Source organism: Enterobacter sp. 22452 (genome assembly GCF_052045065.1).
GTDB lineage: Bacteria > Pseudomonadota > Gammaproteobacteria > Enterobacterales > Enterobacteriaceae > Enterobacter > Enterobacter mori.
Genome location: NZ_JBQEOB010000003.1, coordinates 462,787 through 487,442, shown reverse-complemented (window position 1 = coordinate 487,442; position 24,656 = coordinate 462,787). Strand labels below are relative to the sequence as shown.

At 53.1% G+C, this 24,656-nt stretch carries 25 protein-coding genes and 2 tRNA genes; 20 read left to right on the top strand and 7 right to left on the bottom strand.

The window, feature by feature from the left end:
* Position 1: 1 nt before the first annotated feature.
* The 5 genes from mlaD to murA all read left to right on the top strand — a co-directional run bounded on the left by mlaD (position 2) and on the right by murA (position 3,189).
* Positions 2–550, top strand: a complete 549-nt coding sequence (gene mlaD / locus ACTJJA_RS12225; protein WP_010436042.1) for an outer membrane lipid asymmetry maintenance protein MlaD — start codon at positions 2–4, stop codon at positions 548–550.
* A gap of 18 nt (positions 551–568) precedes the next feature.
* On the top strand, positions 569–1,204 hold the full coding sequence (mlaC, locus tag ACTJJA_RS12220) for a phospholipid-binding protein MlaC (RefSeq protein WP_010436040.1): 636 nt from the start codon (positions 569–571) through the stop codon (positions 1,202–1,204).
* Positions 1,204–1,497, top strand: a complete 294-nt coding sequence (gene mlaB, locus ACTJJA_RS12215; protein ID WP_010436037.1) for a lipid asymmetry maintenance protein MlaB — start codon at positions 1,204–1,206, stop codon at positions 1,495–1,497. Before mlaC ends, mlaB begins: the two co-directional genes overlap by 1 nt.
* Positions 1,498–1,623: 126 nt before the next feature.
* On the top strand, positions 1,624–1,878 hold the full coding sequence (ibaG, locus tag ACTJJA_RS12210; protein WP_010436035.1) for a BolA family iron metabolism protein IbaG: 255 nt from the start codon (positions 1,624–1,626) through the stop codon (positions 1,876–1,878).
* 51 nt (positions 1,879–1,929) lie between these two features.
* The gene (gene murA / locus ACTJJA_RS12205; RefSeq protein ID WP_089597743.1) at positions 1,930–3,189 is read left to right on the top strand and encodes a UDP-N-acetylglucosamine 1-carboxyvinyltransferase; all 1,260 of its coding nucleotides are present in this window, start codon (positions 1,930–1,932) and stop codon (positions 3,187–3,189) included.
* A 64-nt stretch (positions 3,190–3,253) separates the two neighbouring features.
* Here the strand turns inward: murA and sfsB are convergent, their stop codons facing one another.
* Together sfsB and ispB are read right to left on the bottom strand one after the other, a co-directional pair.
* On the bottom strand, positions 3,254–3,526 hold the full coding sequence (gene sfsB, locus ACTJJA_RS12200; protein ID WP_440668177.1) for a DNA-binding transcriptional regulator SfsB: 273 nt from the start codon (positions 3,524–3,526) through the stop codon (positions 3,254–3,256).
* 229 nt (positions 3,527–3,755) lie between these two features.
* A complete protein-coding gene (ispB, locus tag ACTJJA_RS12195) occupies positions 3,756–4,727 on the bottom strand; it encodes an octaprenyl diphosphate synthase (protein ID WP_010436028.1) in 972 nt (323 codons plus the stop codon).
* A gap of 257 nt (positions 4,728–4,984) precedes the next feature.
* Between ispB and rplU the strand changes: the two genes are divergently transcribed.
* From rplU to cgtA, 4 genes are all read left to right on the top strand, one after another.
* On the top strand, positions 4,985–5,296 hold the full coding sequence (rplU, locus tag ACTJJA_RS12190; RefSeq protein WP_010436026.1) for a 50S ribosomal protein L21: 312 nt from the start codon (positions 4,985–4,987) through the stop codon (positions 5,294–5,296).
* Positions 5,297–5,315: 19 nt separating this feature from the next.
* Complete coding sequence (gene rpmA / locus ACTJJA_RS12185) at positions 5,316–5,573, top strand: 50S ribosomal protein L27 (RefSeq protein ID WP_004385076.1); 258 nt, start codon at positions 5,316–5,318, stop codon at positions 5,571–5,573.
* 95 nt (positions 5,574–5,668) lie between these two features.
* A complete protein-coding gene (locus ACTJJA_RS12180) occupies positions 5,669–6,634 on the top strand; it encodes a DMT family transporter (protein WP_100166521.1) in 966 nt (321 codons plus the stop codon).
* 15 nt (positions 6,635–6,649) lie between these two features.
* Positions 6,650–7,825, top strand: coding sequence for an Obg family GTPase CgtA (cgtA, locus tag ACTJJA_RS12175; RefSeq protein WP_029739622.1), 1,176 nt, complete (start codon positions 6,650–6,652; stop codon positions 7,823–7,825).
* A 33-nt stretch (positions 7,826–7,858) separates the two neighbouring features.
* Here cgtA and pmrB read toward each other — a convergent pair whose 3' ends face one another.
* The 3 genes from pmrB to dacB are packed head-to-tail and all read right to left on the bottom strand — an operon-like array spanning position 7,859 to position 10,997.
* The gene (gene pmrB / locus ACTJJA_RS12170; protein ID WP_421511101.1) at positions 7,859–8,902 is read right to left on the bottom strand and encodes a two-component system sensor histidine kinase PmrB; all 1,044 of its coding nucleotides are present in this window, start codon (positions 8,900–8,902) and stop codon (positions 7,859–7,861) included.
* The gene (pmrA, locus tag ACTJJA_RS12165; protein WP_296272158.1) at positions 8,899–9,561 is read right to left on the bottom strand and encodes a two-component system response regulator PmrA; all 663 of its coding nucleotides are present in this window, start codon (positions 9,559–9,561) and stop codon (positions 8,899–8,901) included. The genes pmrB and pmrA overlap by 4 nt, the downstream gene beginning before the upstream one ends.
* 2 nt (positions 9,562–9,563) lie before the next feature.
* The gene (gene dacB, locus ACTJJA_RS12160) at positions 9,564–10,997 is read right to left on the bottom strand and encodes a serine-type D-Ala-D-Ala carboxypeptidase (RefSeq protein ID WP_010436012.1); all 1,434 of its coding nucleotides are present in this window, start codon (positions 10,995–10,997) and stop codon (positions 9,564–9,566) included.
* A gap of 228 nt (positions 10,998–11,225) precedes the next feature.
* Between dacB and greA the strand changes: the two genes are divergently transcribed.
* Positions 11,226–11,702 (top strand): transcription elongation factor GreA, encoded by a 477-nt coding sequence (greA, locus tag ACTJJA_RS12155; RefSeq protein WP_420985720.1) that lies wholly within the window; start codon positions 11,226–11,228, stop codon positions 11,700–11,702.
* A gap of 151 nt (positions 11,703–11,853) precedes the next feature.
* Here the strand turns inward: greA and yhbY are convergent, their stop codons facing one another.
* Entirely contained in the window at positions 11,854–12,147 is a 294-nt protein-coding gene (gene yhbY, locus ACTJJA_RS12150; protein ID WP_003861814.1) for a ribosome assembly RNA-binding protein YhbY, read from the bottom strand.
* A 127-nt stretch (positions 12,148–12,274) separates the two neighbouring features.
* Here yhbY and rlmE point away from each other — a divergent pair, with 127 nt between their 5' ends.
* From rlmE to ACTJJA_RS12120, 6 genes are all read left to right on the top strand, one after another.
* The gene (gene rlmE / locus ACTJJA_RS12145; RefSeq protein ID WP_010436004.1) at positions 12,275–12,901 is read left to right on the top strand and encodes a 23S rRNA (uridine(2552)-2'-O)-methyltransferase RlmE; all 627 of its coding nucleotides are present in this window, start codon (positions 12,275–12,277) and stop codon (positions 12,899–12,901) included.
* Positions 12,902–13,003: 102 nt separating this feature from the next.
* Positions 13,004–14,938 carry an ATP-dependent zinc metalloprotease FtsH gene (gene ftsH, locus ACTJJA_RS12140; protein WP_010436002.1) on the top strand — a complete coding sequence of 645 codons (1,935 nt, stop codon included), beginning with the start codon at positions 13,004–13,006 and terminating at the stop codon, positions 14,936–14,938.
* 99 nt (positions 14,939–15,037) lie between these two features.
* Positions 15,038–15,886, top strand: coding sequence for a dihydropteroate synthase (folP, locus tag ACTJJA_RS12135; protein WP_010436001.1), 849 nt, complete (start codon positions 15,038–15,040; stop codon positions 15,884–15,886).
* A complete protein-coding gene (gene glmM, locus ACTJJA_RS12130; protein WP_010436000.1) occupies positions 15,879–17,216 on the top strand; it encodes a phosphoglucosamine mutase in 1,338 nt (445 codons plus the stop codon). The genes folP and glmM overlap by 8 nt, the downstream gene beginning before the upstream one ends.
* A gap of 223 nt (positions 17,217–17,439) precedes the next feature.
* A complete protein-coding gene (gene secG / locus ACTJJA_RS12125) occupies positions 17,440–17,772 on the top strand; it encodes a preprotein translocase subunit SecG (RefSeq protein ID WP_003861803.1) in 333 nt (110 codons plus the stop codon).
* 9 nt (positions 17,773–17,781) lie between these two features.
* A tRNA-Leu gene (locus tag ACTJJA_RS12120) sits at positions 17,782–17,868 on the top strand.
* Between the two features lie 153 nt (positions 17,869–18,021).
* Here ACTJJA_RS12120 and argG read toward each other — a convergent pair.
* The gene (gene argG / locus ACTJJA_RS12115; RefSeq protein WP_440668171.1) at positions 18,022–19,368 is read right to left on the bottom strand and encodes an argininosuccinate synthase; all 1,347 of its coding nucleotides are present in this window, start codon (positions 19,366–19,368) and stop codon (positions 18,022–18,024) included.
* A gap of 287 nt (positions 19,369–19,655) precedes the next feature.
* On the opposite strand from argG, the gene ACTJJA_RS12110 reads away from it, so the two are divergent.
* The 4 genes from ACTJJA_RS12110 (at position 19,656) to infB (ending at position 24,635) form a co-directional block, all read left to right on the top strand.
* Positions 19,656–19,732, top strand: a tRNA-Met gene (locus ACTJJA_RS12110).
* A 207-nt stretch (positions 19,733–19,939) separates the two neighbouring features.
* Positions 19,940–20,392, top strand: a complete 453-nt coding sequence (gene rimP / locus ACTJJA_RS12105) for a ribosome maturation factor RimP (RefSeq protein ID WP_032639709.1) — start codon at positions 19,940–19,942, stop codon at positions 20,390–20,392.
* A gap of 28 nt (positions 20,393–20,420) precedes the next feature.
* On the top strand, positions 20,421–21,923 hold the full coding sequence (gene nusA / locus ACTJJA_RS12100; protein WP_089599826.1) for a transcription termination factor NusA: 1,503 nt from the start codon (positions 20,421–20,423) through the stop codon (positions 21,921–21,923).
* A 24-nt stretch (positions 21,924–21,947) separates the two neighbouring features.
* A complete protein-coding gene (infB, locus tag ACTJJA_RS12095) occupies positions 21,948–24,635 on the top strand; it encodes a translation initiation factor IF-2 (RefSeq protein ID WP_089599828.1) in 2,688 nt (895 codons plus the stop codon).
* Positions 24,636–24,656 lie beyond the last annotated feature (21 nt).

The window sequence follows — 24,656 nt, the reverse complement described above, 5'->3', positions numbered from 1 at the left end:
CATGCAAACGAGAAAAAATGAAATTTGGGTTGGCGTATTCCTGTTACTGGCGCTGCTGGCAGCTCTGTTTATCTGCCTGAGAGCGGCGGATATCACCTCTGTCCGCACCGAGCCGACGTATCGCGTTTATGCCACCTTCGATAACATCGGTGGCCTGAAGGCGCGCTCACCGGTCCGTATTGGCGGCGTGGTGATTGGACGCGTATCAGACATTACGCTGGATGAGAAAACCTATCTGCCGCGCGTCGCGATGGATATTGAAGAGCGTTATAACCACATTCCTGATACCAGCTCGCTCTCCATCCGTACCTCCGGTCTGCTTGGCGAACAATATCTGGCACTTAACGTTGGCTTTGAAGATCCTGAGCTGGGAACGACTATCCTTAAAGACGGGAGCGTGATCCAGGATACGAAGTCCGCGATGGTGCTGGAAGATATGATTGGTCAGTTCCTTTACAACAGTAAAGGGGATGATAAAAAGTCTGACGCTGCCCCTGCGCAGAGTGAAGACCCTACCAATGTTGCGCCAACCCCTGGTGCTGCGAATTAATTTCAGGAGAAGTCATTCATGTTTAAACGACTGCTAATGGTTGCCATGCTGGTCATTGCCCCTCTCACTGCGGCACAGGCTGCAGATCAGAGCAACCCGTACAAACAGATGGACGCGGCCGCGAAGAAAACCTTTGATCGTCTTAAAAATGAACAGCCGAAGATTCGTGCTAATCCTGATTATCTGCGTGATGTGGTCGATCAGGAACTGTTGCCGTATGTGCAGATCAAATATGCAGGCGCGCTGGTGCTGGGCCGTTACTACAAAGATGCAACCCCTGCACAGCGTGAGGCTTACTTTGCTGCGTTCCGTGAATACCTGAAACAGGCTTACGGCCAGGCGCTGGCGATGTACCACGGCCAGACCTACCAGATTGCGCCTGAACAGCCGCTGGGCGATGCCACCATCGTGCCTATCCGCGTGACGATTAACGATCCTAACGGCCGTCCTCCGGTTCGTCTGGACTTCCAGTGGCGTAAAAACAGCCAGACTGGAAACTGGCAGGCGTATGACATGATTGCCGAAGGGGTGAGCATGATCACCACCAAACAGAACGAGTGGAGCGACTTGCTGCGCACGAAAGGCATTGATGGCCTGACCGCACAGCTGCAGTCTATCTCTCGTCAGAAAATTACCCTGGACGAGAAGAAGTAATGTCGCAGCAGCTGAGCTGGTCGCGTGAAGGCGAGACGTTGAAGCTGTCGGGTGAGCTCGATCAGGATCTGCTGAACCCGCTGTGGGATAAACGCCATGAAGCCATGCAGGGCGTGACGCTGATTGATTTAAGCGATGTCTCGCGTGTCGATACGGCGGGTGTTGCGCTGCTCACCCATCTGATCGCAGTGGGTAAAACGCAGGGAGCAAGCGTCAGGCTTCACGGCGCGAGCGATAACGTCATGACCCTGGCGCAGCTTTATAATCTGCCTCAGGACGTTTTACCGCACTAATATTTTCAGTGCGTTACTTCTGAAAGCCCTGACAGTTTCATCGTCGGGGCTTTTTGCTTGTTTAAGACGACGCCACTTTGCTCTAAGATGTTGGGCTTGTTTTCACTATCAGATGATATAGACCCCATGGAAAATAATGAAATCCAGGCAGTGCTGATGAATGCACTCACCCTTCAGGAAGTCCACGTCTCAGGCGATGGCAGTCACTTCCAGGTTATTGCTGTGGGTGAGATCTTTGACGGGATGAGTCGTGTGAAGAAACAGCAGGCTGTCTATGCGCCGCTGATGGAATACATTGCGGATAACCGCATCCACGCCCTGTCGATTAAAGCGTTCACCCCGCAAGAGTGGGCACGCGATCGCAAACTAAACGGTTTTTGAGCTGAGGGCGAGACGCCCGCAGCACGGTTGAATTTATAAGAGAGCAATTACATGGACAAATTTCGTGTACAGGGGCCAACGCGTCTCCAGGGCGAAGTCACAATTTCTGGCGCAAAAAACGCTGCGCTACCCATCCTCTTTGCTGCATTGCTCGCGGAAGAGCCGGTAGAAATTCAGAACGTACCTAAGCTGAAAGATATCGACACCACCATGAAGTTGCTCACCCAGTTGGGCACGAAAGTCGAGCGTAACGGCTCCGTCTGGATCGACGCCAGCAACGTGAACAACTTCTCTGCGCCATACGATCTGGTGAAAACCATGCGCGCATCCATCTGGGCGCTTGGCCCGCTGGTGGCGCGTTTTGGTCAGGGTCAGGTATCACTGCCGGGCGGCTGCGCTATCGGTGCGCGTCCGGTTGACCTGCACATCTTTGGCCTGGAAAAACTGGGCGCGGAGATCAAACTGGAAGAAGGTTACGTCAAGGCGTCCGTTAACGGTCGTCTGAAAGGTGCGCACATTGTCATGGACAAAGTGAGCGTGGGCGCTACCGTCACCATTATGTCTGCGGCGACGCTGGCAGAAGGCACGACCATCATCGAAAACGCCGCACGTGAACCGGAAATTGTGGATACCGCAAACTTCCTCGTGGCGCTGGGTGCGAAGATTTCCGGCCAGGGCACTGACCGTATCACCATCGAAGGCGTTGAACGCCTTGGCGGCGGTGTTTATCGCGTTCTGCCGGACCGTATCGAAACCGGTACCTTCCTGGTTGCTGCGGCGATCTCTGGCGGTAAGATTGTTTGTCGCAACGCACAGCCTGATACCCTGGATGCGGTGCTGGCTAAACTGCGCGATGCGGGTGCGGATATCGAAATCGGCGAAGACTGGATCAGCCTTGATATGCACGGCCAGCGTCCAAAAGCCGTCAATGTGCGTACTGCACCGCATCCTGCGTTCCCGACGGACATGCAGGCTCAGTTTACGCTGTTAAACCTGGTTGCTGAAGGCACTGGCTTCATCACTGAAACCATCTTCGAGAACCGCTTCATGCACGTACCGGAACTCATCCGTATGGGCGCACACGCTGAGATCGAAAGCAACACGGTCATTTGCCATGGCGTGGAAAAACTGTCTGGTGCGCAGGTGATGGCAACCGATCTTCGCGCGTCTGCAAGCCTGGTGCTGGCTGGGTGTATCGCGGAAGGGACGACCGTTGTTGATCGTATCTACCACATCGATCGTGGCTATGAGCGTATCGAAGACAAACTGCGCGCGCTGGGTGCAAATATCGAGCGTGTGAAAGGCGAGTAATCGTTCTTGCACCCCCCTGGCCTGTAAAGGCCGGGGGATTGCTGATGCTGTCAAATTTGCAATGTTACTTCGACTGCTCCTTCTGCAACTTCTTCTGGCGCATCGTGCGCGTTCTGTCTATAGGGTCGTGATAGCGTGACGGCCAGATGATCCACGGGTGCGTTTCCAGCGCCGTCGCAATAATCAATTCTCCCTTCGGCCACGGGCGAGTCAGTGCGTTTGCCAGCGTCGATGAACTCAACCCGTTACGGCGCGATTCCGCCGCCAGTGATGTCCCTTTTTTGCGCAGTGCCGCAATAATATCCGCTGAGTGCCAGTCGATCAGTTTCATATCCATAAAGCTGTCCTTGTGTTCGTTTTCACCCACGCCATTTCTTCTGAAATGACAGGGCTACTATACCTTCTTCGAACATGTGTTCTAAAAAGTTCGCGTTACTGGAAGCAATATTCAGAATATGACATGGCTTTATTCATGCGGGATGTAAGCCGATGATTTAACATGGTTATGGAATTTATTGGTGCTTATTAGAATCTCCCCGTGTAGCCACGGGGAGAAGGGGGAAGGATTAACGATCGCGTTGAACGGCGATGTGGGCAAGGCCAATCAGCGCATCACGCCACGGGCTGTCCGGAATCACCTGAAGTGCTTCGATGGCTTTATCTGCCTCTTCTTCAGCACGCTGACGCGTCCATTCCAGCGATCCGCAGAGTGCCATTGTTTCCAGTACAGGTTCCAGAAGATGGCGACCATTTCCTTGCTCGATCGCTTCACGGATCAGTTTCGCCTGCTCGGGGGTTCCGTGACGCATTGCATGGAGCAGCGGCAGCGTTGGTTTGCCTTCGTTCAGGTCATCCCCAACGTTTTTGCCGAGCGTTTCGCCATCGGCACTGTAGTCCAGCAAATCATCGATCAGCTGGAAGGCAGTCCCCAGATAACGGCCATAATCCTGAAGCCCTTTTTCCTGGGCTTCAGTGCAGCCAGCAAGGATGCCAGAGCATTGCGCCGCCGCTTCAAACAGGCGCGCCGTCTTGCTGTAAATCACGCGCATGTAGTTTTCTTCGGTGATATCCGGGTCGTTAACGTTCATCAACTGCAGGACTTCACCTTCAGCGATAACGTTTACCGCTTCAGACATCACTTCCAGCACTTTCAGCGAGCCGAGGCTGGTCATCATCTGGAAAGCGCGGGTATAGATGAAATCCCCCACCAGAACGCTGGCTGCGTTGCCAAATGCGGCGTTCGCGGTTGCTTTGCCACGGCGCATGTCTGATTCATCCACCACGTCATCATGCAGCAGCGTGGCGGTGTGGATAAATTCGATCAGGGCCGCAATCGTGACGTGGGCATTTCCCTGATAGCCAACGGCGCGAGCGGCCAGAATGGCAATCATCGGGCGAATGCGTTTACCGCCGCCGCTAACGATGTAATAGCCCAACTGATTGATCAGCTGAACATCAGAGTTGAGTTGCTCCAGGATTGCTGCATTTACACCCGCCATATCTTGCGCGGTTAACTCGTTGATTTTTTCTAAATTCATCGCAAAAGCCGGGCTTTTTATCCTGTTTATCCCACGGAGTGTGGGTTCACAAAGGGTTTCGGTTTATCAATAGTATCGCTGATTGTACTGAAAAAACGGCTCAGATAAACGTTACCGTACGTGTTGTGTTTTTTTTCTTCATGTATTGATGGTAGCACTTGTCAAAGGCTCGCGTTTTGCGTAATATTCGCGCCCTATTGTGAATATTTATAGCGCACTCTGATTCATACGAGGATGTGCGCGGAAGCGGAGTTTATATGTACGCGGTTTTCCAAAGTGGTGGTAAACAACACCGAGTAAGCGAAGGTCAGACCATTCGCCTGGAAAAGCTGGACATCGCAACTGGCGAATCTGTTGAATTCGCTGAAGTTCTGATGATCGCAAACGGTGAAGAAGTCAAAATCGGCGTTCCTTTCGTTGATGGCGGCGTGATCAAAGCTGAAGTTGTTGCACACGGTCGTGGCGAGAAAGTTAAAATCGTTAAGTTTCGTCGTCGTAAGCACTACCGTAAGCAGCAGGGCCACCGTCAGTGGTTCACTGATGTGAAAATTACTGGCATCAGCGCCTAAGACCTGAGGAGAGATTTAAATGGCACATAAAAAGGCTGGCGGCTCCACACGTAACGGTCGCGATTCAGAAGCTAAACGCCTTGGCGTTAAGCGTTTCGGTGGCGAATCCGTTCTGGCGGGTAGCATCATCGTTCGTCAACGTGGTACCAAATTCCACGCTGGCAACAACGTAGGTTGCGGTCGTGACCACACTCTGTTTGCTAAAGCAGACGGTAAAGTGAAATTTGAAGTTAAAGGCCCGAACAACCGTAAATACATCAGCATCGTTGCTGAGTAAGGTTTTCTCGGTCCGGTAACGGATTAAAGCCCCGCAACGTGTTGCGGGGCTTTTTACATTGGAAACCCGGAAAATTTTCTGTAGGGAAAACGGGCATGAAGCAGCAGGCCGGCATAGGTATTCTTTTGGCGCTCACCACCGCAATGTGCTGGGGTGCACTGCCAATTGCAATGAAGCAGGTACTGGACGTGATGGAGCCGCCGACGGTAGTGTTTTATCGCTTCCTGATGGCAAGCATAGGCCTCGGTGCCATTCTGGCGATCAAAGGTAAGCTTCCACCGCTGCGTCTCTTCCGAAAGCCGCGCTGGCTGGTTTTACTGGCTATTGCGACGGGTGGTCTGTTCGGTAACTTCATCCTGTTTAGCTCCTCCCTGCAATATCTCAGCCCTACGGCGTCGCAGGTGATCGGCCAGCTTTCACCGGTCGGCATGATGGTCGCCAGCGTCTTTATCCTCAAGGAGAAGATGCGCGGAACGCAGATTATCGGGGCGAGCATGCTGCTCTGTGGTCTGGTGATGTTTTTCAACACCAGCCTGGTTGAGATTTTCACCCGCCTGACGGATTACACCTGGGGTGTGATTTTCGGTGTCGGGGCAGCAACGGTCTGGGTGAGTTATGGCGTCGCGCAAAAGGTGTTATTGCGTCGTCTGGCCTCACCGCAGATCCTCCTTTTATTGTACACTTTGTGTACAATAGCATTACTGCCGTTAGCAAAGCCGGGTGTGATTACTCAGCTTAGCGACTGGCAACTGGCGTGCCTCATCTTTTGTGGGCTTAATACGCTGGTCGGTTATGGCGCGCTGGCTGAGGCAATGGCGCGCTGGCAGGCAGCGCAGGTCAGTGCGTTAATCACGCTGACTCCGCTGTTTACGCTGTTATTTTCAGATTTGTTATCAATGGCCTGGCCCGATGTCTTCGTCAAGCCGATGCTCAACTTGTTGGGTTATCTCGGTGCGTTTGTCGTGGTTGCGGGTGCGATGTATTCCGCCATTGGTCATCGTCTCTGGGGGCGTTGGCGCAAAAATGAAGCGGTCGTAGTAGTCCCCCGCTCAGGCGAATGAGTTACGGAGAGTAAAATGAAGTTTGTTGATGAAGCGACGATTCTGGTCGTGGCAGGTGATGGCGGTAACGGTTGTGTAAGCTTCCGCCGTGAAAAATATATTCCTCGTGGCGGCCCTGACGGCGGTGACGGTGGCGATGGTGGTGACGTGTGGCTGGAGGCTGATGAAAACCTCAACACGCTGATCGACTACCGTTTCGAAAAATCTTTCCGTGCCGAGCGCGGCCAGAACGGCCAGAGCCGTGACTGTACGGGTAAACGTGGTAAAGACGTCAATATCAAGGTTCCGGTCGGTACGCGTGTGATTGACCAGGGCACCGGTGAAACCATGGGTGATATGACCAAACACGGTCAGCGCCTGCTGGTTGCTAAAGGTGGCTGGCACGGTTTGGGTAACAGCCGTTTTAAATCATCGGTTAACCGTGCTCCGCGTCAGAAAACCATGGGGACACCGGGCGATACGCGCGAGCTGCAGCTGGAACTGATGCTGCTGGCTGACGTCGGTATGCTGGGTATGCCTAACGCCGGTAAATCGACGTTTATCCGTGCTGTATCAGCCGCTAAGCCAAAAGTGGCGGATTATCCGTTTACGACGCTGGTGCCAAGCCTGGGCGTTGTCCGTATGGACCACGAAAAGAGCTTTGTTGTCGCTGATATCCCTGGTTTGATCGAGGGCGCAGCAGAAGGCGCAGGACTGGGTATTCGCTTCCTGAAACACCTTGAGCGCTGCCGCGTATTGCTGCACATCGTTGATATTAATCCAATCGATGAGTCCGATCCGGTCGAAAACGCCCGTATCATCATCGGCGAACTGGAAAAATACAGCGAAAAACTCGCAGGTAAGCCACGCTGGCTGGTCTTCAACAAGATCGACCTGATGGATAAAGCCGAAGCTGAAGCAAAAGCGAAAGCCATTGCTGAAGCGATGGGTTGGGAAGATAAATATTACCTGATCTCTGCGGCAAGCCAGGTTGGCGTGAAAGATCTCTGCTGGGATGTGATGACCTTTATCATCGAGAACCCAATCGTTCAGGCGGAAGAGGCGAAACAGCCTGAAAAAGTCGAATTCATGTGGGATGACTACCACCGTCAGCAGCTCGAAGAGCTGGAAGCGGAAGACGATGATGAAGACTGGGACGATGACTGGGATGAAGACGACGAAGAAGGCGTTGAGTTCATCTACAAGCATTAATACCTGAAAGAAGCCCCGCTAAGGGGCTTTTTTTTATCCTAACGTCGACGGCAACCAGCAGCTGGCGATTAAGCCGCCCTCAGCGCCGTTCTCCAGCATTAAATTGCCATGGTGGAGTTGAACGATGCGCTGAACAATACTCAGCCCCAGGCCGCTGCCACCGTAGCGCTGGTCGAGCCGACGGAAAGGCTCGGTAATGGACTGTCGATGTGCCTCATCGATTCCGGGGCCCTGATCCACCACGCTGACCTGCGTTCCGCCGTCAATTTCCACTAATTTCACTTCGATGGTCGTCCCCGTTGGGCTATAGCGGGCGGCATTTTCAAGCAAATTTCTGAGCATCAGGCGCAGGAGTACGGCGTCTCCCTGCACGGTAAGTGTGCTTTTAGCGGGCCATATCACCGTATGGTCTTTGGCTTCGAGCTCAAGACCCAGCGGCGCAATAATATTCTCTGTCCAGTTGACGGTATCGTAGTGACCGCTTGCCATCGCCTGTCCGGCTCGCGCCAGCATGAGCAGTTGCTCAACGGTGTGCATCAACTGATCGATACGACTAATCAGCGTGGTGGCTTGTGGTGAGCCAGACTGGGCCATTAATTCCAGATGCAACCGAATCCCGGCAAGCGGTGTGCGTAGCTCGTGTGCGGCATCAGCGGTGAAAAGACGCTCCTGCTGTAGGGTGTGATCAAGACGCGCCAGTAGTTGGTTTAGCGATGTCGTCACTGCGCCAATTTCTTCCATATCGGAATACATGGGCAGCGGCGTCAGATTGTCGGCTGAGCGGTTGGCCAGGCTGGCCCGTAATTTGTTAAGCGGCCGGGTTATCCAGGTCACCGCCCAGAAGGAGAAGAGCAAGGTAAAACCGACCATCACCAGAGAAGGGACCAGCAGCGACGCAATCGCTTCACGGATCTCTTTCTCAACGTGCTTGTTACGTGCTTTTGCCGAGAGTGTTTCATTCACCAGAAAGCCAATCTGTTCACGGCTTTCATGCCATAACCAGATGACACTAATTAACTGGAAAAACAGCAAGATAATCGCCAGCAAAACCATTAATCGCCGACGCATACTGTTCATTTCTGGCTCTCCAGGCGGTATCCGACGCCACGTACCGTTTTGATCCGTTCTTTGCCGAGCTTGCGGCGCAGATTGTGAATATGAACCTCAAGGGTATTTGAACCCGGATCGTCCTGCCAGGAGTAGATATCCTGCTGCAGCGTCTCGCGATGTACCGTTTGACCGCTCCGCATGATGAGACGCGTCAGGAGGGCAAATTCTTTTGGGGTCACTTCGACAGGCTGGGACTTACGCAACACCTGCTGCGTCTGAAGATTCAGCGTAATATCACCATCGGTCAGCATGTTATCGCTGTGTCCCTGATAGCGGCGGATCAGTGCCCGCACGCGCGCCTGAAGTTCTGCGAGGGCAAAAGGTTTAACCAGATAATCATCCGCACCGGAGTCCAGACCGTTAATGCGGTCTTCAATGGCATCGCGCGCCGTGAGGATCAGCACGGGATTTTCAACGCCACGGCGGCGCCACTGGCTGAGCAGCGTCGCGCCGTCTTTATCCGGTAAACCTAAATCGAGGATCACCAGGCTATATTCACCGCTCTGGATCAGCGCATCGGCTTCTGCCGCCGTAGCGGCGCAATCGAGCGCGTATCCTTCATTCGCCAACGCGAGCGCCAACCCTTCCTGCAATAACAAATCGTCTTCAACTATGAGTAGTTTCATCGCTAGTTATTCTGGTAGATGTCCTTGTATAGCCTGCTTTCGAAGCGCACCAGCGGAATACGGCGATTACGCTGATCGGTCGGTTCGACGGCATAGCCGGAAAGATACTGCACGAATGCCATGCGTTGTCCGCTGGCTGTAGTGATAAAGCCTGCAAGGTTATAAACCCCCTGCAGTGAACCTGTTTTCGCTGACACTTTGCCATCAACACCCGCAGCATGAAGCCCTGCCCGATACTGAAGCGAACCGTCATGCCCGGCAAGTGGCAGCATCGAAATAAAGTTTAGCTCAGTGTCATGTTGGGCAATGTACTGAAGCACTTGCATCATGGTGGCTGGGGAGATCAGATTGTGACGCGATAACCCGGAGCCATCGACGGCGATGGTATTACCAAGATCGATCCCCGCCTGCTGGCGCAGGATCTGACGAACGGCGTCTGACCCCGCACGCCAGGTACCGGGTACGCCGAAACGGGCGTGACCAATCATGCGGAACACGGTGTCAGCAATCATGTTATCTGACTTTTTCAGCATAATCCTAAGCAGGTCATGTAGCGGCGCAGACTGTTTACTGGCGATGACGGTACCCGGTTGATTAACCTGTGTCTGACGCATCAGTGAGCCAGAATAGGTGATGCCAGCCTGTTTCAGTTCGTCTTTGAGTATCGCACCTGCATAACCCGCTCCGTCCTGAATGGCGAAGGCCAGCGGTAACGGATCGGCACGCTGCGTCAGGCAGCCGGTGAGAGTGAAACGGTTAAGATCGCCCGGCACGACGTCCAGTTCGCAATACTGCGCATCCGGCGATCCTTTTGCTAATGTGCGTACCTGGCTGAACATCGTGACCGGGTAGTATGACGCTACGCGGATAAAGGCTAAATCATCCGGCTTGGGGGCGCTGTAGAGGGACACGGAGAAGCAGTTACGGTCAACGATGGCCGCAGCAGGCGGGGCGCTAAAGCACTGCGTCATGTCATTCCACGGCCAGCCGGGCGCTTTATCGTGGCTGGCGAAAATGGAGGTATCGATCAGCACGTTACCATCGATTTTTGTCACGCCGGATTTTTTCAGCACCGCCACCATATTGCGGATATCCTGGCGCTTGAAGGTTGGATCACCCCCAAAGCGGGCAATCAGATCGCCTTTCAGTTCGCCCCCTTCGACGTTACCTTTGGTCTCAAGCGTGGTAGTAAACCGGAAGTCAGGGCCAAGCTGAAGCAGGGCGGCGAGCGCAGTGATCACCTTCTGGGTACTGGCAGGCAGCGCCATCTGTTGACTGTGAAAGTCAATGTCAGGGGCCTGGGCGCCAACCTTCTGCACCATTAGCGCGAGATTAGCGCCTGCGGGCAGCTGATTAATGTACTCATCAACGTTCGCGGCCTGAGCGGCGAACGCCATACTGGTAGTCAATCCGATGATAAAACTGGAAAATCGCATAATCTCGCGCTAACAACCCGAAAACAAACCGTCATACTACGGTGCATAGCACTGCAAAGTAAACGATGACCCATAGTGAACTTCGCGGTAAAATGCGTATCAAATTGAAAAATTGCTGCTGACCTGGGGCGTTGCTCCCGGGTCGGTTTTCTTTTTGCTTCTTGCCCGCTTAGGGGGGCAGGAGCAGGGAACACTGCTCCCAACAGGAATGTTTAAGAGGTATAACAAATGCAAGCTATTCCGATGACCTTACGTGGTGCCGAAAAACTGCGCGAAGAGCTGGATTTCCTGAAATCCGTGCGTCGCCCTGAAATCATCGCCGCTATCGCGGATGCGCGCGAGCATGGCGACCTGAAAGAGAACGCTGAATACCATGCGGCGCGTGAGCAGCAGGGCTTCTGTGAAGGGCGTATTAAAGACATCGAAGCAAAGCTGTCTAATGCGCAGGTGATCGACATCACTAAGATGCCAAACAATGGCCGCGTGATCTTTGGTTGTACCGTGAGCGTCCTGAACCTGGACAACGACGAAGAGCAGACCTACCGCATCGTGGGTGACGATGAGGCTGACTTTAAGCAGAACCTGATTTCAGTGAACTCACCCATCGCGCGTGGCCTGATTGGCAAAGAGCAAGACGATGTAGTCGTGATCCGTACCCCAGGTGGTGAAGTGGAATACGAAATTATTAAGGTCGAGTACCTGTAATTCGCTTCTCCACTGAGATGTTGATACATTGTAAAGAAAAGAAAAAGGCCGCATAGCGGCCTTTTAACAACTCAAGGAGCGTGGCATTTTGCTCACCTGCTGACAGAAATCCCTCGTTTTACACAGAAAATGTGTTCGATTAGGGATATCCTTAACGTGGCAGCGAGATTTTGCGCTCTTTAGATGGGCGGTAGAGCACCAGCGTTTTACCGATGACCTGTACATTACAGGCGCCGGTTTCGCGCACGATGGCTTCCACGATCAGGTTTTTAGTGTCTCTGTCTTCAGAGGCGATTTTCACCTTGATCAGCTCGTGGTGTTCCAGCGCTTGTTCAATCTCGGCAAGCACCCCTTCGGTCAAACCATTGTTGCCAAGCATAACTACAGGCTTGAGCGGATGTGCCAGACCTTTAAGGTGCTGTTTTTGTTTAGTACTCAGATTCATCGTATATTTTTGCTTACGTTGGGATTGAAAACGGTTCATTCTACCGCCATCTCCCTAATATCGCCAAATAGCAGCGTAGAAATTTACGTCAAAGGTAAGCAACGATGAACCCGGACGGAAAAGTTAAATGACAGGTAAAAAGCGTTCTGCCAGTTCCAGCCGCTGGCTTCAGGAACACTTTAGCGATAAATATGTTCTGCAGGCGCAGAAAAAGGGGTTACGTTCCCGCGCCTGGTTTAAACTTGATGAAATACAGCAAAGTGACAAACTTTTTAAACCGGGGATGACGGTTGTTGACCTCGGTGCTGCCCCTGGCGGATGGTCCCAGTATGCGGTAACGCAGATCGGCGGAGCGGGTCGAATCATCGCATGCGATCTTTTACCAATGGATCCCATCGTCGGTGTCGACTTCCTTCAGGGCGATTTTCGTGATGAATTAGTGCTAAAAGCGTTACTTGAACGTGTGGGTGACAGTAAGGTCCAGGTTGTCATGTCTGATATGGCACCAAATATGTGCGGAACACCGGCGGTGGATATCCCCCGCGGCATGTATCTGGTGGAGCTAGCGTTAGAAATGTGTCGTGATGTACTAGCGCCTGGTGGTAGTTTTGTTGTGAAGGTGTTCCAGGGCGAAGGTTTCGAGGAGTACCTTAAGGAAATTCGCTCCCTGTTTGCGAAGGTTAAAGTTCGTAAGCCGGACTCTTCCCGGGCGCGTTCCCGTGAAGTGTATATTGTAGCGACCGGGCGAAAATGATAACCGGTAGATTTCAGGCGAAAGTTTGAATGAAACTGGATATAGAGTATCCTGACGCTGTTTTTAACACAGTTGTAATGTGAGGTTAATCCCTTGAGTGACATGGCGAAAAACCTAATTCTCTGGCTGGTCATTGCCGTCGTGCTGATGTCAGTATTCCAGAGCTTTGGGCCCAGCGAGTCGAATGGCCGCAAGGTGGATTATTCTACCTTCCTGCAGGAGGTCAATCAGGACCAGGTTCGCGAAGCGCGTATCAACGGACGTGAGATAAACGTTACCAAGAAAGATAGTAACCGTTACACGACCTACATCCCGGTGAACGATCCTAAGCTGCTCGATAACCTTCTGACTAAAAATGTCAAAGTGGTCGGCGAGCCGCCAGAAGAACCAAGCCTGCTGGCTTCTATCTTCATTTCCTGGTTCCCGATGCTGCTTCTTATCGGCGTCTGGATCTTCTTTATGCGTCAGATGCAGGGCGGCGGTGGCAAAGGTGCCATGTCGTTCGGTAAGAGCAAAGCGCGTATGCTGACGGAAGATCAGATCAAGACCACGTTTGCTGACGTTGCAGGTTGTGACGAAGCAAAAGAAGAAGTGGGCGAACTGGTTGAATACCTGCGTGAGCCGAGCCGTTTCCAGAAACTGGGCGGTAAGATCCCGAAAGGCGTTCTGATGGTGGGTCCTCCGGGTACCGGTAAAACCCTGCTGGCGAAAGCTATCGCAGGTGAAGCGAAGGTGCCGTTCTTTACTATTTCAGGTTCTGACTTCGTAGAAATGTTCGTGGGTGTGGGTGCATCTCGTGTGCGTGACATGTTCGAACAGGCCAAGAAGGCAGCACCGTGCATCATCTTCATCGATGAAATCGACGCCGTAGGCCGCCAGCGTGGCGCAGGTCTGGGCGGTGGTCATGATGAACGTGAGCAGACGCTGAACCAGATGCTGGTTGAAATGGACGGCTTCGAAGGTAACGAAGGTATTATCGTTATCGCGGCGACTAACCGTCCGGACGTACTTGACCCAGCGCTGCTGCGTCCAGGCCGTTTCGACCGTCAGGTCGTGGTGGGTCTGCCGGATGTTCGCGGTCGTGAACAGATTCTGAAAGTCCACATGCGTCGTGTACCGCTGGCGCCAGATATCGACGCAGCAATTATTGCGCGCGGTACTCCGGGCTTCTCCGGTGCGGATCTGGCTAACCTGGTCAACGAAGCTGCCCTGTTTGCCGCTCGCGGTAACAAGCGCGTAGTGTCCATGGTGGAGTTCGAGAAAGCGAAAGACAAAATCATGATGGGTGCGGAACGTCGCTCCATGGTGATGACGGAAGCGCAGAAAGAGTCCACGGCATACCACGAAGCAGGTCACGCGATTATCGGTCGCCTGGTACCGGAACACGATCCGGTGCATAAAGTGACGATTATCCCGCGTGGTCGTGCGCTGGGTGTGACCTTCTTCCTGCCTGAAGGCGACGCGATCAGCGCCAGCCGTCAGAAGCTGGAAAGCCAGATCTCTACCCTGTACGGCGGTCGTCTGGCAGAAGAGATTATCTATGGTGTGGAACATGTTTCTACCGGTGCGTCCAACGACATCAAAGTCGCGACAAACCTGGCACGTAACATGGTGACGCAGTGGGGCTTCTCCGACAAACTCGGTCCGCTGCTGTATGCAGAGGAAGAGGGTGAAGTATTCCTGGGCCGTTCTGTGGCTAAAGCGAAACATATGTCCGATGAGACGGCACGTATCATCGACCAGGAAGTAAAATCTTTGGTAGAGCGTAACTATGCACGTGCTCGCCAGATCCTGAACGACAATATGGACATCCTGCATTCGATGAAAGATGCGCTCATGAAATATGAGACCATCGATGCACCGCAGATTGACGACCTGATGGCACGCCGTGAAGTGCGTCCGCCAGCTGGCTGGGAAGATCCAGGTGCTTCCAACAATTCTGACAACAATGGCACCCCGCGTGCGCCGCGCCCGGTTGATGAACCGCGTACGCCAAACCCGGGTAATACCATGTCAGAACAGTTGGGCGACAAGTAAGTCTCTTCTGTTGAAATGTTTGTCTGTACCTCAAACCCTGGAGCTTGCTCCGGGGTTTTTCTTATCCGTTAAACCTTATGAATACCAGGGATTTTAGCCATGAAACTCTTCGCCCAGGACTCGCATCTCGATCTCTCGCATCCGCACGTGATGGGGATCCTGAATGTTACCCCTGACTCCTTCTCTGACGGCGGCACGCATAACACGCTTATCGAGGCGGTTAAGCACGCAAATTTAATGATCAATGCAGGTGCCACCATCATTGATGTCGGTGGCGAATCGACGCGTCCGGGCGCGGCGGACGTTTCTGTGGAAGAAGAGCTGGCGCGCGTCGTGCCCGTGGTTGAGGCCATTGCTCAGCGATTTGAGGTGTGGATCTCCGTTGACACCTCCAAGCCTGAAGTGATTCGTGAAGTGGCGAGAGTGGGCGCTCACATTATCAATGACATTCGCTCACTGACTGAGCCTGGCGCGATTGAAGCAGCAGCGGAAACCGGGCTGCCAGTTTGTCTGATGCATATGCAGGGCCAGCCGAAAACCATGCAGGAAGCGCCGAAGTATGACGATGTCTTTGCCGACGTGAATCGCTTCTTTATTGAGCATATTGCACGCTGCGAGCGTGCGGGTATCGCAAAAGAGAAATTGCTGCTCGACCCGGGGTTCGGTTTCGGTAAAAATCTCTCTCACAATTATGCGCTGCTTGCGCGCTTATCAGAATTTCATCACTTCGGCCTGCCGTTGCTGGTGGGGATGTCGAGAAAGTCGATGATTGGGCAGTTGCTGAATGTGGGGCCGAGCGAACGCCTGAGTGGTAGCCTGGCCTGCGCGGTGATCGCAGCGATGCAAGGCGCGCACATTATTCGTGTCCATGACGTAAAAGAAACAGTTGAAGCCATGCGTGTGGTGGAAGCCACACTGGCAGCGAAGGAAAACAAACGCTATGAGTAATCGTAAATATTTTGGTACCGATGGTATCCGTGGGCGCGTAGGCGATGCTCCAATCACCCCTGATTTTGTCCTGAAGCTGGGCTGGGCTGCTGGCAAGGTGCTGGCACGTCATGGTTCCCGTAAGATCATCATCGGTAAAGACACCCGTATCTCAGGCTATATGCTGGAATCTGCGCTGGAAGCCGGTCTGGCAGCGGCGGGGCTTTCTGCCTCCTTTACAGGCCCAATGCCAACGCCTGCTGTGGCTTACCTGACGCGCACCTTCCGTGCGGAAGCGGGGATTGTTATCTCGGCTTCTCATAACCCGTTCTATGACAACGGCATCAAGTTCTTCTCCATTGACGGCACCAAGCTGCCGGATGATGTTGAAGAGGCCATTGAAGCGGAAATGGAAAAAGAGATCACCTGTGTCGACTCCGCTGAGCTGGGTAAAGCGAACCGTATCGTCGATGCCGCGGGTCGCTATATCGAATTCTGCAAAGGCACCTTTCCGAATGAGCTGAGTCTGGCCCATCTTAAAATTGTGGTGGACTGTGCAAACGGCGCGACCTACCACATTGCTCCGAATGTTTTCCGCGAGCTAGGTGCGAAAGTCATCACCATCGGCTGTGAGCCGGATGGTCTTAACATCAACGAAGAAGTGGGGGCGACGGACGTGCGTGCTCTGCAGGCGCGCGTGCTGGCGGAAAAAGCCGATCTGGGTATTGCCCTCGATGGCGACGGTGACCGTGTGATCATGGTCGACCACGAAGGTAACAAGGTCGATGGCGATCAGATCCTCTACATCATTGCACGTGAAGGTCTGCGTCAGGGTCAGCTGCGTGGCGGCGCGGTAGGTACGCTGATGAGTAACATGGGCCTGGAACTGGCGCTGAAACAGCTCGGTATTCCGTTTGTCCGCGCGAAAGTGGGAGACCGCTATGTGCTGGAAAAATTGCAGGAGAAGGGCTGGCGAATCGGTGCGGAAAACTCCGGTCACGTGATCCTGCTCGATAAAACCACCACCGGTGACGGCATCGTGGCGGGCCTGCAGGTTGTTGCTGCCATGGCGCGCAACCATATGAGCCTGCACGATCTCTGCAGCGGTATGAAGATGTTCCCGCAAATCCTCGTTAACGTGCGTTTCACCGCGGGTAAAGGCGATCCGCTTGAAAATGACAACGTGAAAGCGGTGATGGCTGACGTTGAAGCGGCCCTGGGCAATCGTGGCCGTGTACTGCTGCGTAAATCGGGTACTGAGCCACTGATTCGCGTGATGGTTGAAGGCGAAGACGAAGCGCAGGTGACTGAATTCGCGCATCGCATCGCGGATGCGGTAAAAGCTGCATAACTTTTCACAGTAAGTGTTTAAAAAGGCGGCGCTTGCCGCCTTTGTTTTAAGCATTTAATGGCTTTTTGCTGTTTTTTTCCGCAGTTGATACAATGCGTCGAAAATGCCCTTGCGAAGGTCATTCGCTTTGGTTAGTATTCACACCCGCTTCAGTGGGAAACAAAAATCCTGCTAATTGGTCGAAGCATTGGTATGCGGCAAATCCGCAAGGAACAGGTTGATTATGTACGAAGCTCTTTTAGTTATTTTCCTTATTGTAGCCATCGCTCTTGTAGCGCTGATCATGCTGCAGCAAGGTAAAGGCGCTGATATGGGAGCCTCCTTCGGAGCAGGCGCTTCCGGTACGCTGTTTGGTTCAAGTGGTTCTGCGAACTTCATGACCCGTACGACGGCGATTCTGGCTACGCTGTTCTTCATCATCAGTCTGGTGCTGGGTAATATCAACAGCAACAAGACCAGTAAAGGAAGCGAGTGGGAAAATCTGAGCGCGCCAGCGAAAACTGAGCAAACTCAGCCAGCTGCACCGGCTAAGCCAACCAGCGATATCCCGCAGTAAGTATTCAGTACCGAGGTGGTGGAATTGGTAGACACGCTACCTTGAGGTGGTAGTGCCCTAACGGGCTTGTGGGTTCGAGTCCCATCCTCGGTACCAATATTCCAGAAGAAAGACGTCGCAAGACGTCTTTTTTTTCGTCTGTATATTGTGGTGGCGGCCAAAATGGCGGGTGGCGCTGTGCTTATCCGCCCTAAAAATACCAAATAAAAAAGGCGCCGGTTGGGCGCCTTTTGCATGTCTTGCTGCCGATTACTTCTTATCGCTGTGTTCCAGGTTCTCAACCTGCGGCAGGCCGTTACCTGAGTTCGCGGAAAGCAAGCCATTCTCAATATAGTTGAACAGCTTCTCACGGGTATCGGTGATGTCCAGGTTACGCATGGTCAGTTGACCGATACGGTCATCCGGAGAGAAGACCGAATCACCTTTCTCCATGGTCAGACGTTCTGCTTTATAGGTCAGGTTGTCAGACACGGTATTCAGGATGGAGTAGTCATTGCCGCGACGCAGTTCCAGCGTTACTTCACCGGTGATCGCGCTTGCCACCCAACGCTGCAGTGCATCACGCAGCATCAGCGCCTGCGGATCGAACCAGCGGCCCTGGTACAGCAGTTTACCCAACTGACGACCATGAGAGTGATACTGTTCGATAGTGTCTTCGTTATGAATACCGGTCAGCAGGCGCTCGTAAGCGATGTGCAGCAGCGCCATTCCCGGGGCTTCATAGATGCCACGGCTTTTCGCTTCGATGATACGGTTTTCAATCTGATCGCTCATGCCCAGACCGTGACGACCGCCAATGCGGTTAGCTTCCAGCATCAGCTCAACGTCGTCTGAGAAAGTTTTACCGTTCAAGGCAACCGGATGGCCGCGCTCGAAGCGTACGGTGACTTCTTCAGCCTGAATGTTGACGTTCTCGTCCCAGAACTTCACGCCCATGATCGGGTTAACGATCTTCACGCTGGAGTTCAGGAATTCCAGGTCTTTCGCTTCGTGCGTTGCACCCAGCATATTGGAGTCGGTGGAGTACGCTTTTTCGACGGACATCTTATAGTCAAAACCGCAGGCAATCATGAATTCAGACATCTCATGACGACCACCCAGTTCGTCGATGAAGTCGGTATCCAGCCATGGTTTGTAAATCTGCAGCTCGGCGTTGGTCAGCAGCCCATAACGATAGAAACGTTCGATATCGTTGCCTTTATAGGTACTGCCGTCACCCCAGATATTCACGCCATCTTCTTTCATGGCGGCAACCAGCATGGTGCCCGTCACGGCGCGGCCCAGCGGAGTGGTGTTGAAATAGGTCAGGCCGCCAGTGGTGTTATGAAAAGCACCGCACTGAATCGCAGCGATACCTTCGGCTACCAGCTGTTTGCGGCAGTCAATCAGTCGTGCGTTCTCTGCGCCATACTCCATGGCACGACGAGGGATCGCGTCATAATCTTCCTCATCTGGCTGTCCCAGGTTCGCAGTATATGCATACGGAACCGCTCCCTTTTGGCGCATCCACAGCAGTGCAGCGCTGGTATCCAGGCCGCCTGAGAAAGCGATGCCAATACGTTGTCCTACCGGAAGATGCTTGAGAATCGTCGTCATATAATAAAACCCTGCTTGATTGACTGATTAGAGACCGCTTTCGCTCTCTTGTGCATTTTTATGCAAAATAAGTGAGTATTCATTTAATCATCTTTTACCGAAGACCGGAAGAGACTCATGCGTTTTTTGTAAAAAATTTGGTCTAAACGATCTGGCGGAAGTCGCCTTGACAGGCGGGGTCAACTATCAATATACTGAACGCCGATTTTACGTCCCGTCTTCGGTACCAAATCCCAGCATTATTTGCATTTTCTACCTAAAACGCGTAGAATTTGCCACGTTTCAGGCGCGGGGTGGAGCAGCCTGGTAGCTCGTCGGGCTCATAACCCGAAGGTCGTCGGTTCAAATCCGGCCCCCGCAACCACTTTCCCATAAAGTTCTTTTTCAAATATACTGTGAAGACTTAGAGCCTTCGTAGCTGGATTTGAAAAAATTCTTTCGGAGAGTGCTCCAGGCCACAGTTGTGGCTATAGGGTTCAGTTATCTAAAGCCCCGATTTATCGGGGTTTTTTGTTATCTGACTACAGAATAACTGGGCTTTACGCCCTTTTTTTATGTCTTGGGGGTGGGCTTGTCCACATTAGAGCAAAAATTAACAGAGATGATTACTGCACCGGTCGAAGCACTGGGCTACGAACTGGTCGGCATCGAATTCGTTCGCGGCCGTACATCGACGCTGCGCATCTATATTGATAGTGAAGATGGCATCAATGTTGATGATTGTGCTGATGTTAGCCACCAGGTGAGTGCGGTTCTTGATGTTGAAGACCCGATTACCGTTGCGTACAACCTGGAAGTTTCCTCACCTGGCCTCGATCGCCCGATGTTCACGGCCGAGCACTATGTGCGCTTTACCGGTGAAGAAGTGGCTCTCGTTCTGCGTATGGCCGTACAGAACCGCCGTAAATGGCAGGGAATTATCAAAGCCGTTGATGGTGAAATGATCACGGTGACAGTCGACGGCAAAGATGAAGTGTTCGCGCTGAGTAATATCCAGAAGGCGAACCTGGTTCCCCACTTTTAACAGTCTGGATTGAGGTGAAAAGCCCGCGATGAACAAAGAAATTTTGGCTGTTGTTGAAGCCGTCTCCAACGAGAAATCACTGCCGCGTGAGAAGATTTTCGAAGCGCTGGAAAGTGCACTGGCTACAGCAACCAAGAAAAAATACGAACAAGAGATCGATGTTCGCGTAGAAATCGATCGTAAAAGCGGTGACTTCGATACATTCCGTCGTTGGGTAATCGTTGAAGAAGTGACCCAGCCGACCAAAGAGATCACGCTGGAAGCGGCGCGTTATGAAGACGAAAGTCTGAACGTGGGTGAGTACGTTGAAGATCAGATTGAATCTGTGACCTTCGACCGTATCACGACCCAGACCGCTAAACAGGTTATCGTGCAGAAAGTTCGCGAAGCCGAGCGCGCGCTGGTTGTCGATCAGTTCCGCGATCAGGAAGGCGAAATCATCACCGGCGTGGTGAAGAAAGTGAATCGCGACAACATCTCTCTGGAGATCAAATCCGAAGGGATGCCGGGTAACGCTGAAGCCGTAATCCTGCGCGAAGACATGCTGCCGCGTGAAAACTTCCGTCCAGGCGACCGTATCCGTGGTGTTCTGTACGCTGTGCGTCCTGAAGCGCGTGGTGCACAGCTGTTCGTGACCCGTTCTAAACCAGAAATGCTGGTTGAACTGTTCCGTATCGAAGTGCCGGAAATCGGTGAAGAAGTTATCGAGATCAAAGCGGCGGCTCGCGATCCGGGTTCCCGTGCGAAAATCGCGGTGAAAACCAACGACAAGCGTATCGACCCGGTCGGTGCTTGCGTCGGTATGCGCGGCGCGCGTGTTCAGGCGGTTTCGACCGAACTGGGTGGCGAGCGTATCGATATCGTTCTGTGGGACGACAACCCGGCGCAGTTCGTGATCAACGCAATGGCTCCGGCTGATGTAGCGTCTATCGTTGTTGACGAAGACAAACACACCATGGATATCGCTGTAGAAGCGGGTAACCTGGCGCAGGCGATTGGCCGTAACGGTCAGAACGTACGTCTGGCGTCACAGCTGAGCGGCTGGGAACTCAACGTGATGACCGTTGACGACCTGCAGGCTAAGCATCAGGCTGAAGCCCATGCGGCGATCGATACCTTCACTAAATACCTCGACATTGACGAAGACTTCGCCACTGTTCTGGTTGAAGAAGGTTTCTCTACGCTGGAAGAACTGGCCTATGTGCCAATGAAAGAGCTGCTGGAAATTGACGGTCTGGATGAACAGACTGTTGAAGCCCTGCGTGAACGCGCTAAAAACGCACTGACCACCCTGGCACTGGCTCAGGAAGAAAGCCTTGGCGATAAGAAGCCGGCTGATGACCTGCTGAATCTGGAAGGTCTTGATCGTGCGATTGCGTTCAAGCTGGCTGCCCGTGGTGTTTGTACGCTGGAAGATCTCGCTGAGCAAGGCGTTGATGACCTGGCTGATATCGAAGGTTTAACCGACGAGAAAGCCGGCGAGCTCATCATGGCCGCACGTAATATTTGCTGGTTCGGCGACGAAGCGTAATAAACTGTAGCAGGAAGGAACAGCATGACTGATGTAACTGTAAAATCGCTGGCTGCTGAGATTCAGACCTCCGTGGACCGCCTGGTACAGCAATTTGCTGACGCAGGGATCCCGAAGTCCGCTGATGACTCGGTGACCGCGCAAGAAAAACAAACCTTGTTAACGCACCTGAACCGTGAACACGGCTCTACGCCTGACAAGTTAACGCTGCAGCGCAAAACGCGTAGCACGTTAAACATCCCTGGTACCGGTGGCAAAAGTAAATCGGTACAAATTGAAGTCCGCAAGACGCGCACCTTTGTAAAACGTGATCCGCAAGAGGCAGAACGCCTTGCTGCGGAAGAGCAGGCACAGCGTGAAGCGGAAGAACAAGCTCAGCGTGCGGCGGAAGCAACCGCCAAACGTGAAGCAGAATTAAAAGCTGAACGTGAGGCCGCAGAAAAAGCGAAACGCGACGCAAGTGATAAAGTGAAGCGTGACGCTGCGGAAAAAGACAAAGTGAGCAATCAACAGACAGACGAAATGACCAAAACCGCCCAGGCTGAAAAAGCCCGCCGTGAAAATGAAGCTGCCGAGCTGAAGCGTAAAGCGGAAGAAGAAGCCCGCCGTAAGCTGGAAGAAGAAGCTCGCCGTGTTGCTGAAGAAGCGCGCCGTATGGCAGAAGAAAACGAGAAGAATGGCGTGAATACCGCTGAAACGACTGAAGACACCAGCGACTATCATGTGACCACTTCTCAGCACGCGCGTCAGGCTGAAGACGACAACGACCGTGAAGTTGAAGGCGGCCGTGGCCGTGGTCGCAACACCAAAGCCGCGCGTCCAGCGAAAAAAGGTAACAAGCACGCTGAATCTAAAGCTGACCGTGAAGAAGCGCGTGCAGCCGTTCGCGGTGGTAAAGGCGGCAAGCGTAAAGGTTCCGCTCTGCAGCAGGGCTTCCAGAAGCCAGCTCAGGCCGTTAACCGTGACGTTGTGATTGGTGAAACCATCACCGTTGGCGATCTGGCGAACAAGATGGCCGTTAAAGGCTCTCAGGTCATCAAAGCGATGATGAAGCTGGGCGCAATGGCGACCATCAACCAGGTCATCGACCAGGAAACCGCACAGCTGGTTGCTGAAGAGATGGGCCACAAAGTTATCCTGCGTCGTGAAAACGAGCTGGAAGAAGCAGTAATGAGCGACCGTGACACTGGCGCAGCGGCTGAACCGCGTGCACCTGTTGTGACCATCATGGGTCACGTTGACCACGGTAAAACCTCTCTGCTTGACTACATTCGCTCTACTAAAGTGGCATCCGGCGAAGCGGGTGGTATTACCCAGCACATCGGTGCTTACCATGTAGAAACCGAAAACGGCATGATCACCTTCCTGGATACCCCAGGCCACGCAGCGTTTACCTCAATGCGTGCTCGTGGTGCTCAGGCAACGGATATTGTTGTACTGGTTGTTGCGGCAGACGATGGCGTGATGCCACAGACCATTGAAGCTATCCAGCACGCAAAAGCGGCGCAAGTACCTCTGGTTGTTGCAGTCAACAAAATCGATAAGCCAGAAGCCGATATGGATCGCGTGAAGAACGAACTGTCTCAGTACGGCGTTATGCCGGAAGAGTGGGGCGGTGAAGCACAGTTCATCCCAGTATCTGCAAAAGCGGGTACCGGTATTGACGACCTGCTGAACGCTATCCTGCTGCAGGCTGAAGTTCTGGAGCTCAAAGCGGTTCGTAAAGGTATGGCAAGCGGCGCGGTTATCGAATCCTTCCTGGATAAAGGTCGTGGTCCGGTTGCAACCGTTCTGGTTCGCGAAGGCACGCTGAACAAAGGCGACATCGTTCTGTGTGGCTTCGAATACGGCCGCGTTCGTGCGATGCGTAACGAACTGGGTCAGGAAGTCCTGGAAGCGGGTCCGTCCATTCCAGTGGAAATCCTGGGCCTGTCCGGTGTTCCGGCTGCCGGTGACGAAGTGACCGTTGTGCGTGACGAGAAGAAAGCGCGTGAAGTTGCACTGTATCGTCAGGGTAAATTCCGTGAAGTTAAACTGGCTCGTCAGCAGAAATCTAAACTCGAGAACATGTTCGCGAACATGACCGAGGGCGAAGTTCACGAAGTGAACGTTGTTCTGAAAGCCGACGTTCAGGGTTCTGTGGAAGCGATCTCCGACTCCTTGCTGAAACTGTCTACCGACGAAGTGAAAGTGAAGATCATCGGTTCTGGCGTAGGTGGTATCACCGAAACCGACGCAACCCTGGCTGCTGCCTCTAACGCTATCCTGGTTGGCTTCAACGTTCGTGCGGATGCGTCTGCGCGTAAAGTGATTGAAGCTGAAAGCCTGGATCTGCGCTACTACTCCGTCATCTATAACCTGATCGACGAAGTGAAAGCAGCGATGAGCGGCATGCTGTCTCCTGAGCTGAAACAGCAGATCATCGGTCTGGCTGAAGTACGTGACGTGTTCAAATCACCGAAATTCGGTGCGATCGCGGGCTGTATGGTTACCGAAGGTAACATCAAGCGTCACAACCCAATCCGCGTACTGCGTGACAACGTGGTTATCTACGAAGGCGAGCTGGAATCCCTGCGCCGCTTCAAAGATGACGTTAACGAAGTCCGTAACGGCATGGAATGTGGTATCGGCGTGAAGAACTACAACGACGTTCGCGTTGGCGATATGATCGAAGTGTTCGAGATCATCGAAATTCAGCGTACCATCGCGTAATCTTCGTCGACTGAAGATTGG

What these genes read in the sequence shown, in the direction of transcription:
- mlaD (WP_010436042.1), top strand. Translation starts at nt 2, where the DNA reads ATGCAAACGAGAAAAAATGAAATTTGGGTTGGCGTATTCCTGTTACTG.
- mlaC (WP_010436040.1), top strand. Translation starts at nt 569, where the DNA reads ATGTTTAAACGACTGCTAATGGTTGCCATGCTGGTCATTGCCCCTCTC.
- mlaB (WP_010436037.1), top strand. Translation starts at nt 1,204, where the DNA reads ATGTCGCAGCAGCTGAGCTGGTCGCGTGAAGGCGAGACGTTGAAGCTG.
- ibaG (WP_010436035.1), top strand. Translation starts at nt 1,624, where the DNA reads ATGGAAAATAATGAAATCCAGGCAGTGCTGATGAATGCACTCACCCTT.
- murA (WP_089597743.1), top strand. Translation starts at nt 1,930, where the DNA reads ATGGACAAATTTCGTGTACAGGGGCCAACGCGTCTCCAGGGCGAAGTC.
- sfsB (WP_440668177.1), bottom strand. Translation starts at nt 3,526, where the DNA reads ATGGATATGAAACTGATCGACTGGCACTCAGCGGATATTATTGCGGCA.
- ispB (WP_010436028.1), bottom strand. Translation starts at nt 4,727, where the DNA reads ATGAATTTAGAAAAAATCAACGAGTTAACCGCGCAAGATATGGCGGGT.
- rplU (WP_010436026.1), top strand. Translation starts at nt 4,985, where the DNA reads ATGTACGCGGTTTTCCAAAGTGGTGGTAAACAACACCGAGTAAGCGAA.
- rpmA (WP_004385076.1), top strand. Translation starts at nt 5,316, where the DNA reads ATGGCACATAAAAAGGCTGGCGGCTCCACACGTAACGGTCGCGATTCA.
- ACTJJA_RS12180 (WP_100166521.1), top strand. Translation starts at nt 5,669, where the DNA reads ATGAAGCAGCAGGCCGGCATAGGTATTCTTTTGGCGCTCACCACCGCA.
- cgtA (WP_029739622.1), top strand. Translation starts at nt 6,650, where the DNA reads ATGAAGTTTGTTGATGAAGCGACGATTCTGGTCGTGGCAGGTGATGGC.
- pmrB (WP_421511101.1), bottom strand. Translation starts at nt 8,902, where the DNA reads ATGAACAGTATGCGTCGGCGATTAATGGTTTTGCTGGCGATTATCTTG.
- pmrA (WP_296272158.1), bottom strand. Translation starts at nt 9,561, where the DNA reads ATGAAACTACTCATAGTTGAAGACGATTTGTTATTGCAGGAAGGGTTG.
- dacB (WP_010436012.1), bottom strand. Translation starts at nt 10,997, where the DNA reads ATGCGATTTTCCAGTTTTATCATCGGATTGACTACCAGTATGGCGTTC.
- greA (WP_420985720.1), top strand. Translation starts at nt 11,226, where the DNA reads ATGCAAGCTATTCCGATGACCTTACGTGGTGCCGAAAAACTGCGCGAA.
- yhbY (WP_003861814.1), bottom strand. Translation starts at nt 12,147, where the DNA reads ATGAATCTGAGTACTAAACAAAAACAGCACCTTAAAGGTCTGGCACAT.
- rlmE (WP_010436004.1), top strand. Translation starts at nt 12,275, where the DNA reads ATGACAGGTAAAAAGCGTTCTGCCAGTTCCAGCCGCTGGCTTCAGGAA.
- ftsH (WP_010436002.1), top strand. Translation starts at nt 13,004, where the DNA reads ATGGCGAAAAACCTAATTCTCTGGCTGGTCATTGCCGTCGTGCTGATG.
- folP (WP_010436001.1), top strand. Translation starts at nt 15,038, where the DNA reads ATGAAACTCTTCGCCCAGGACTCGCATCTCGATCTCTCGCATCCGCAC.
- glmM (WP_010436000.1), top strand. Translation starts at nt 15,879, where the DNA reads ATGAGTAATCGTAAATATTTTGGTACCGATGGTATCCGTGGGCGCGTA.
- secG (WP_003861803.1), top strand. Translation starts at nt 17,440, where the DNA reads ATGTACGAAGCTCTTTTAGTTATTTTCCTTATTGTAGCCATCGCTCTT.
- argG (WP_440668171.1), bottom strand. Translation starts at nt 19,368, where the DNA reads ATGACGACGATTCTCAAGCATCTTCCGGTAGGACAACGTATTGGCATC.
- nusA (WP_089599826.1), top strand. Translation starts at nt 20,421, where the DNA reads ATGAACAAAGAAATTTTGGCTGTTGTTGAAGCCGTCTCCAACGAGAAA.
- infB (WP_089599828.1), top strand. Translation starts at nt 21,948, where the DNA reads ATGACTGATGTAACTGTAAAATCGCTGGCTGCTGAGATTCAGACCTCC.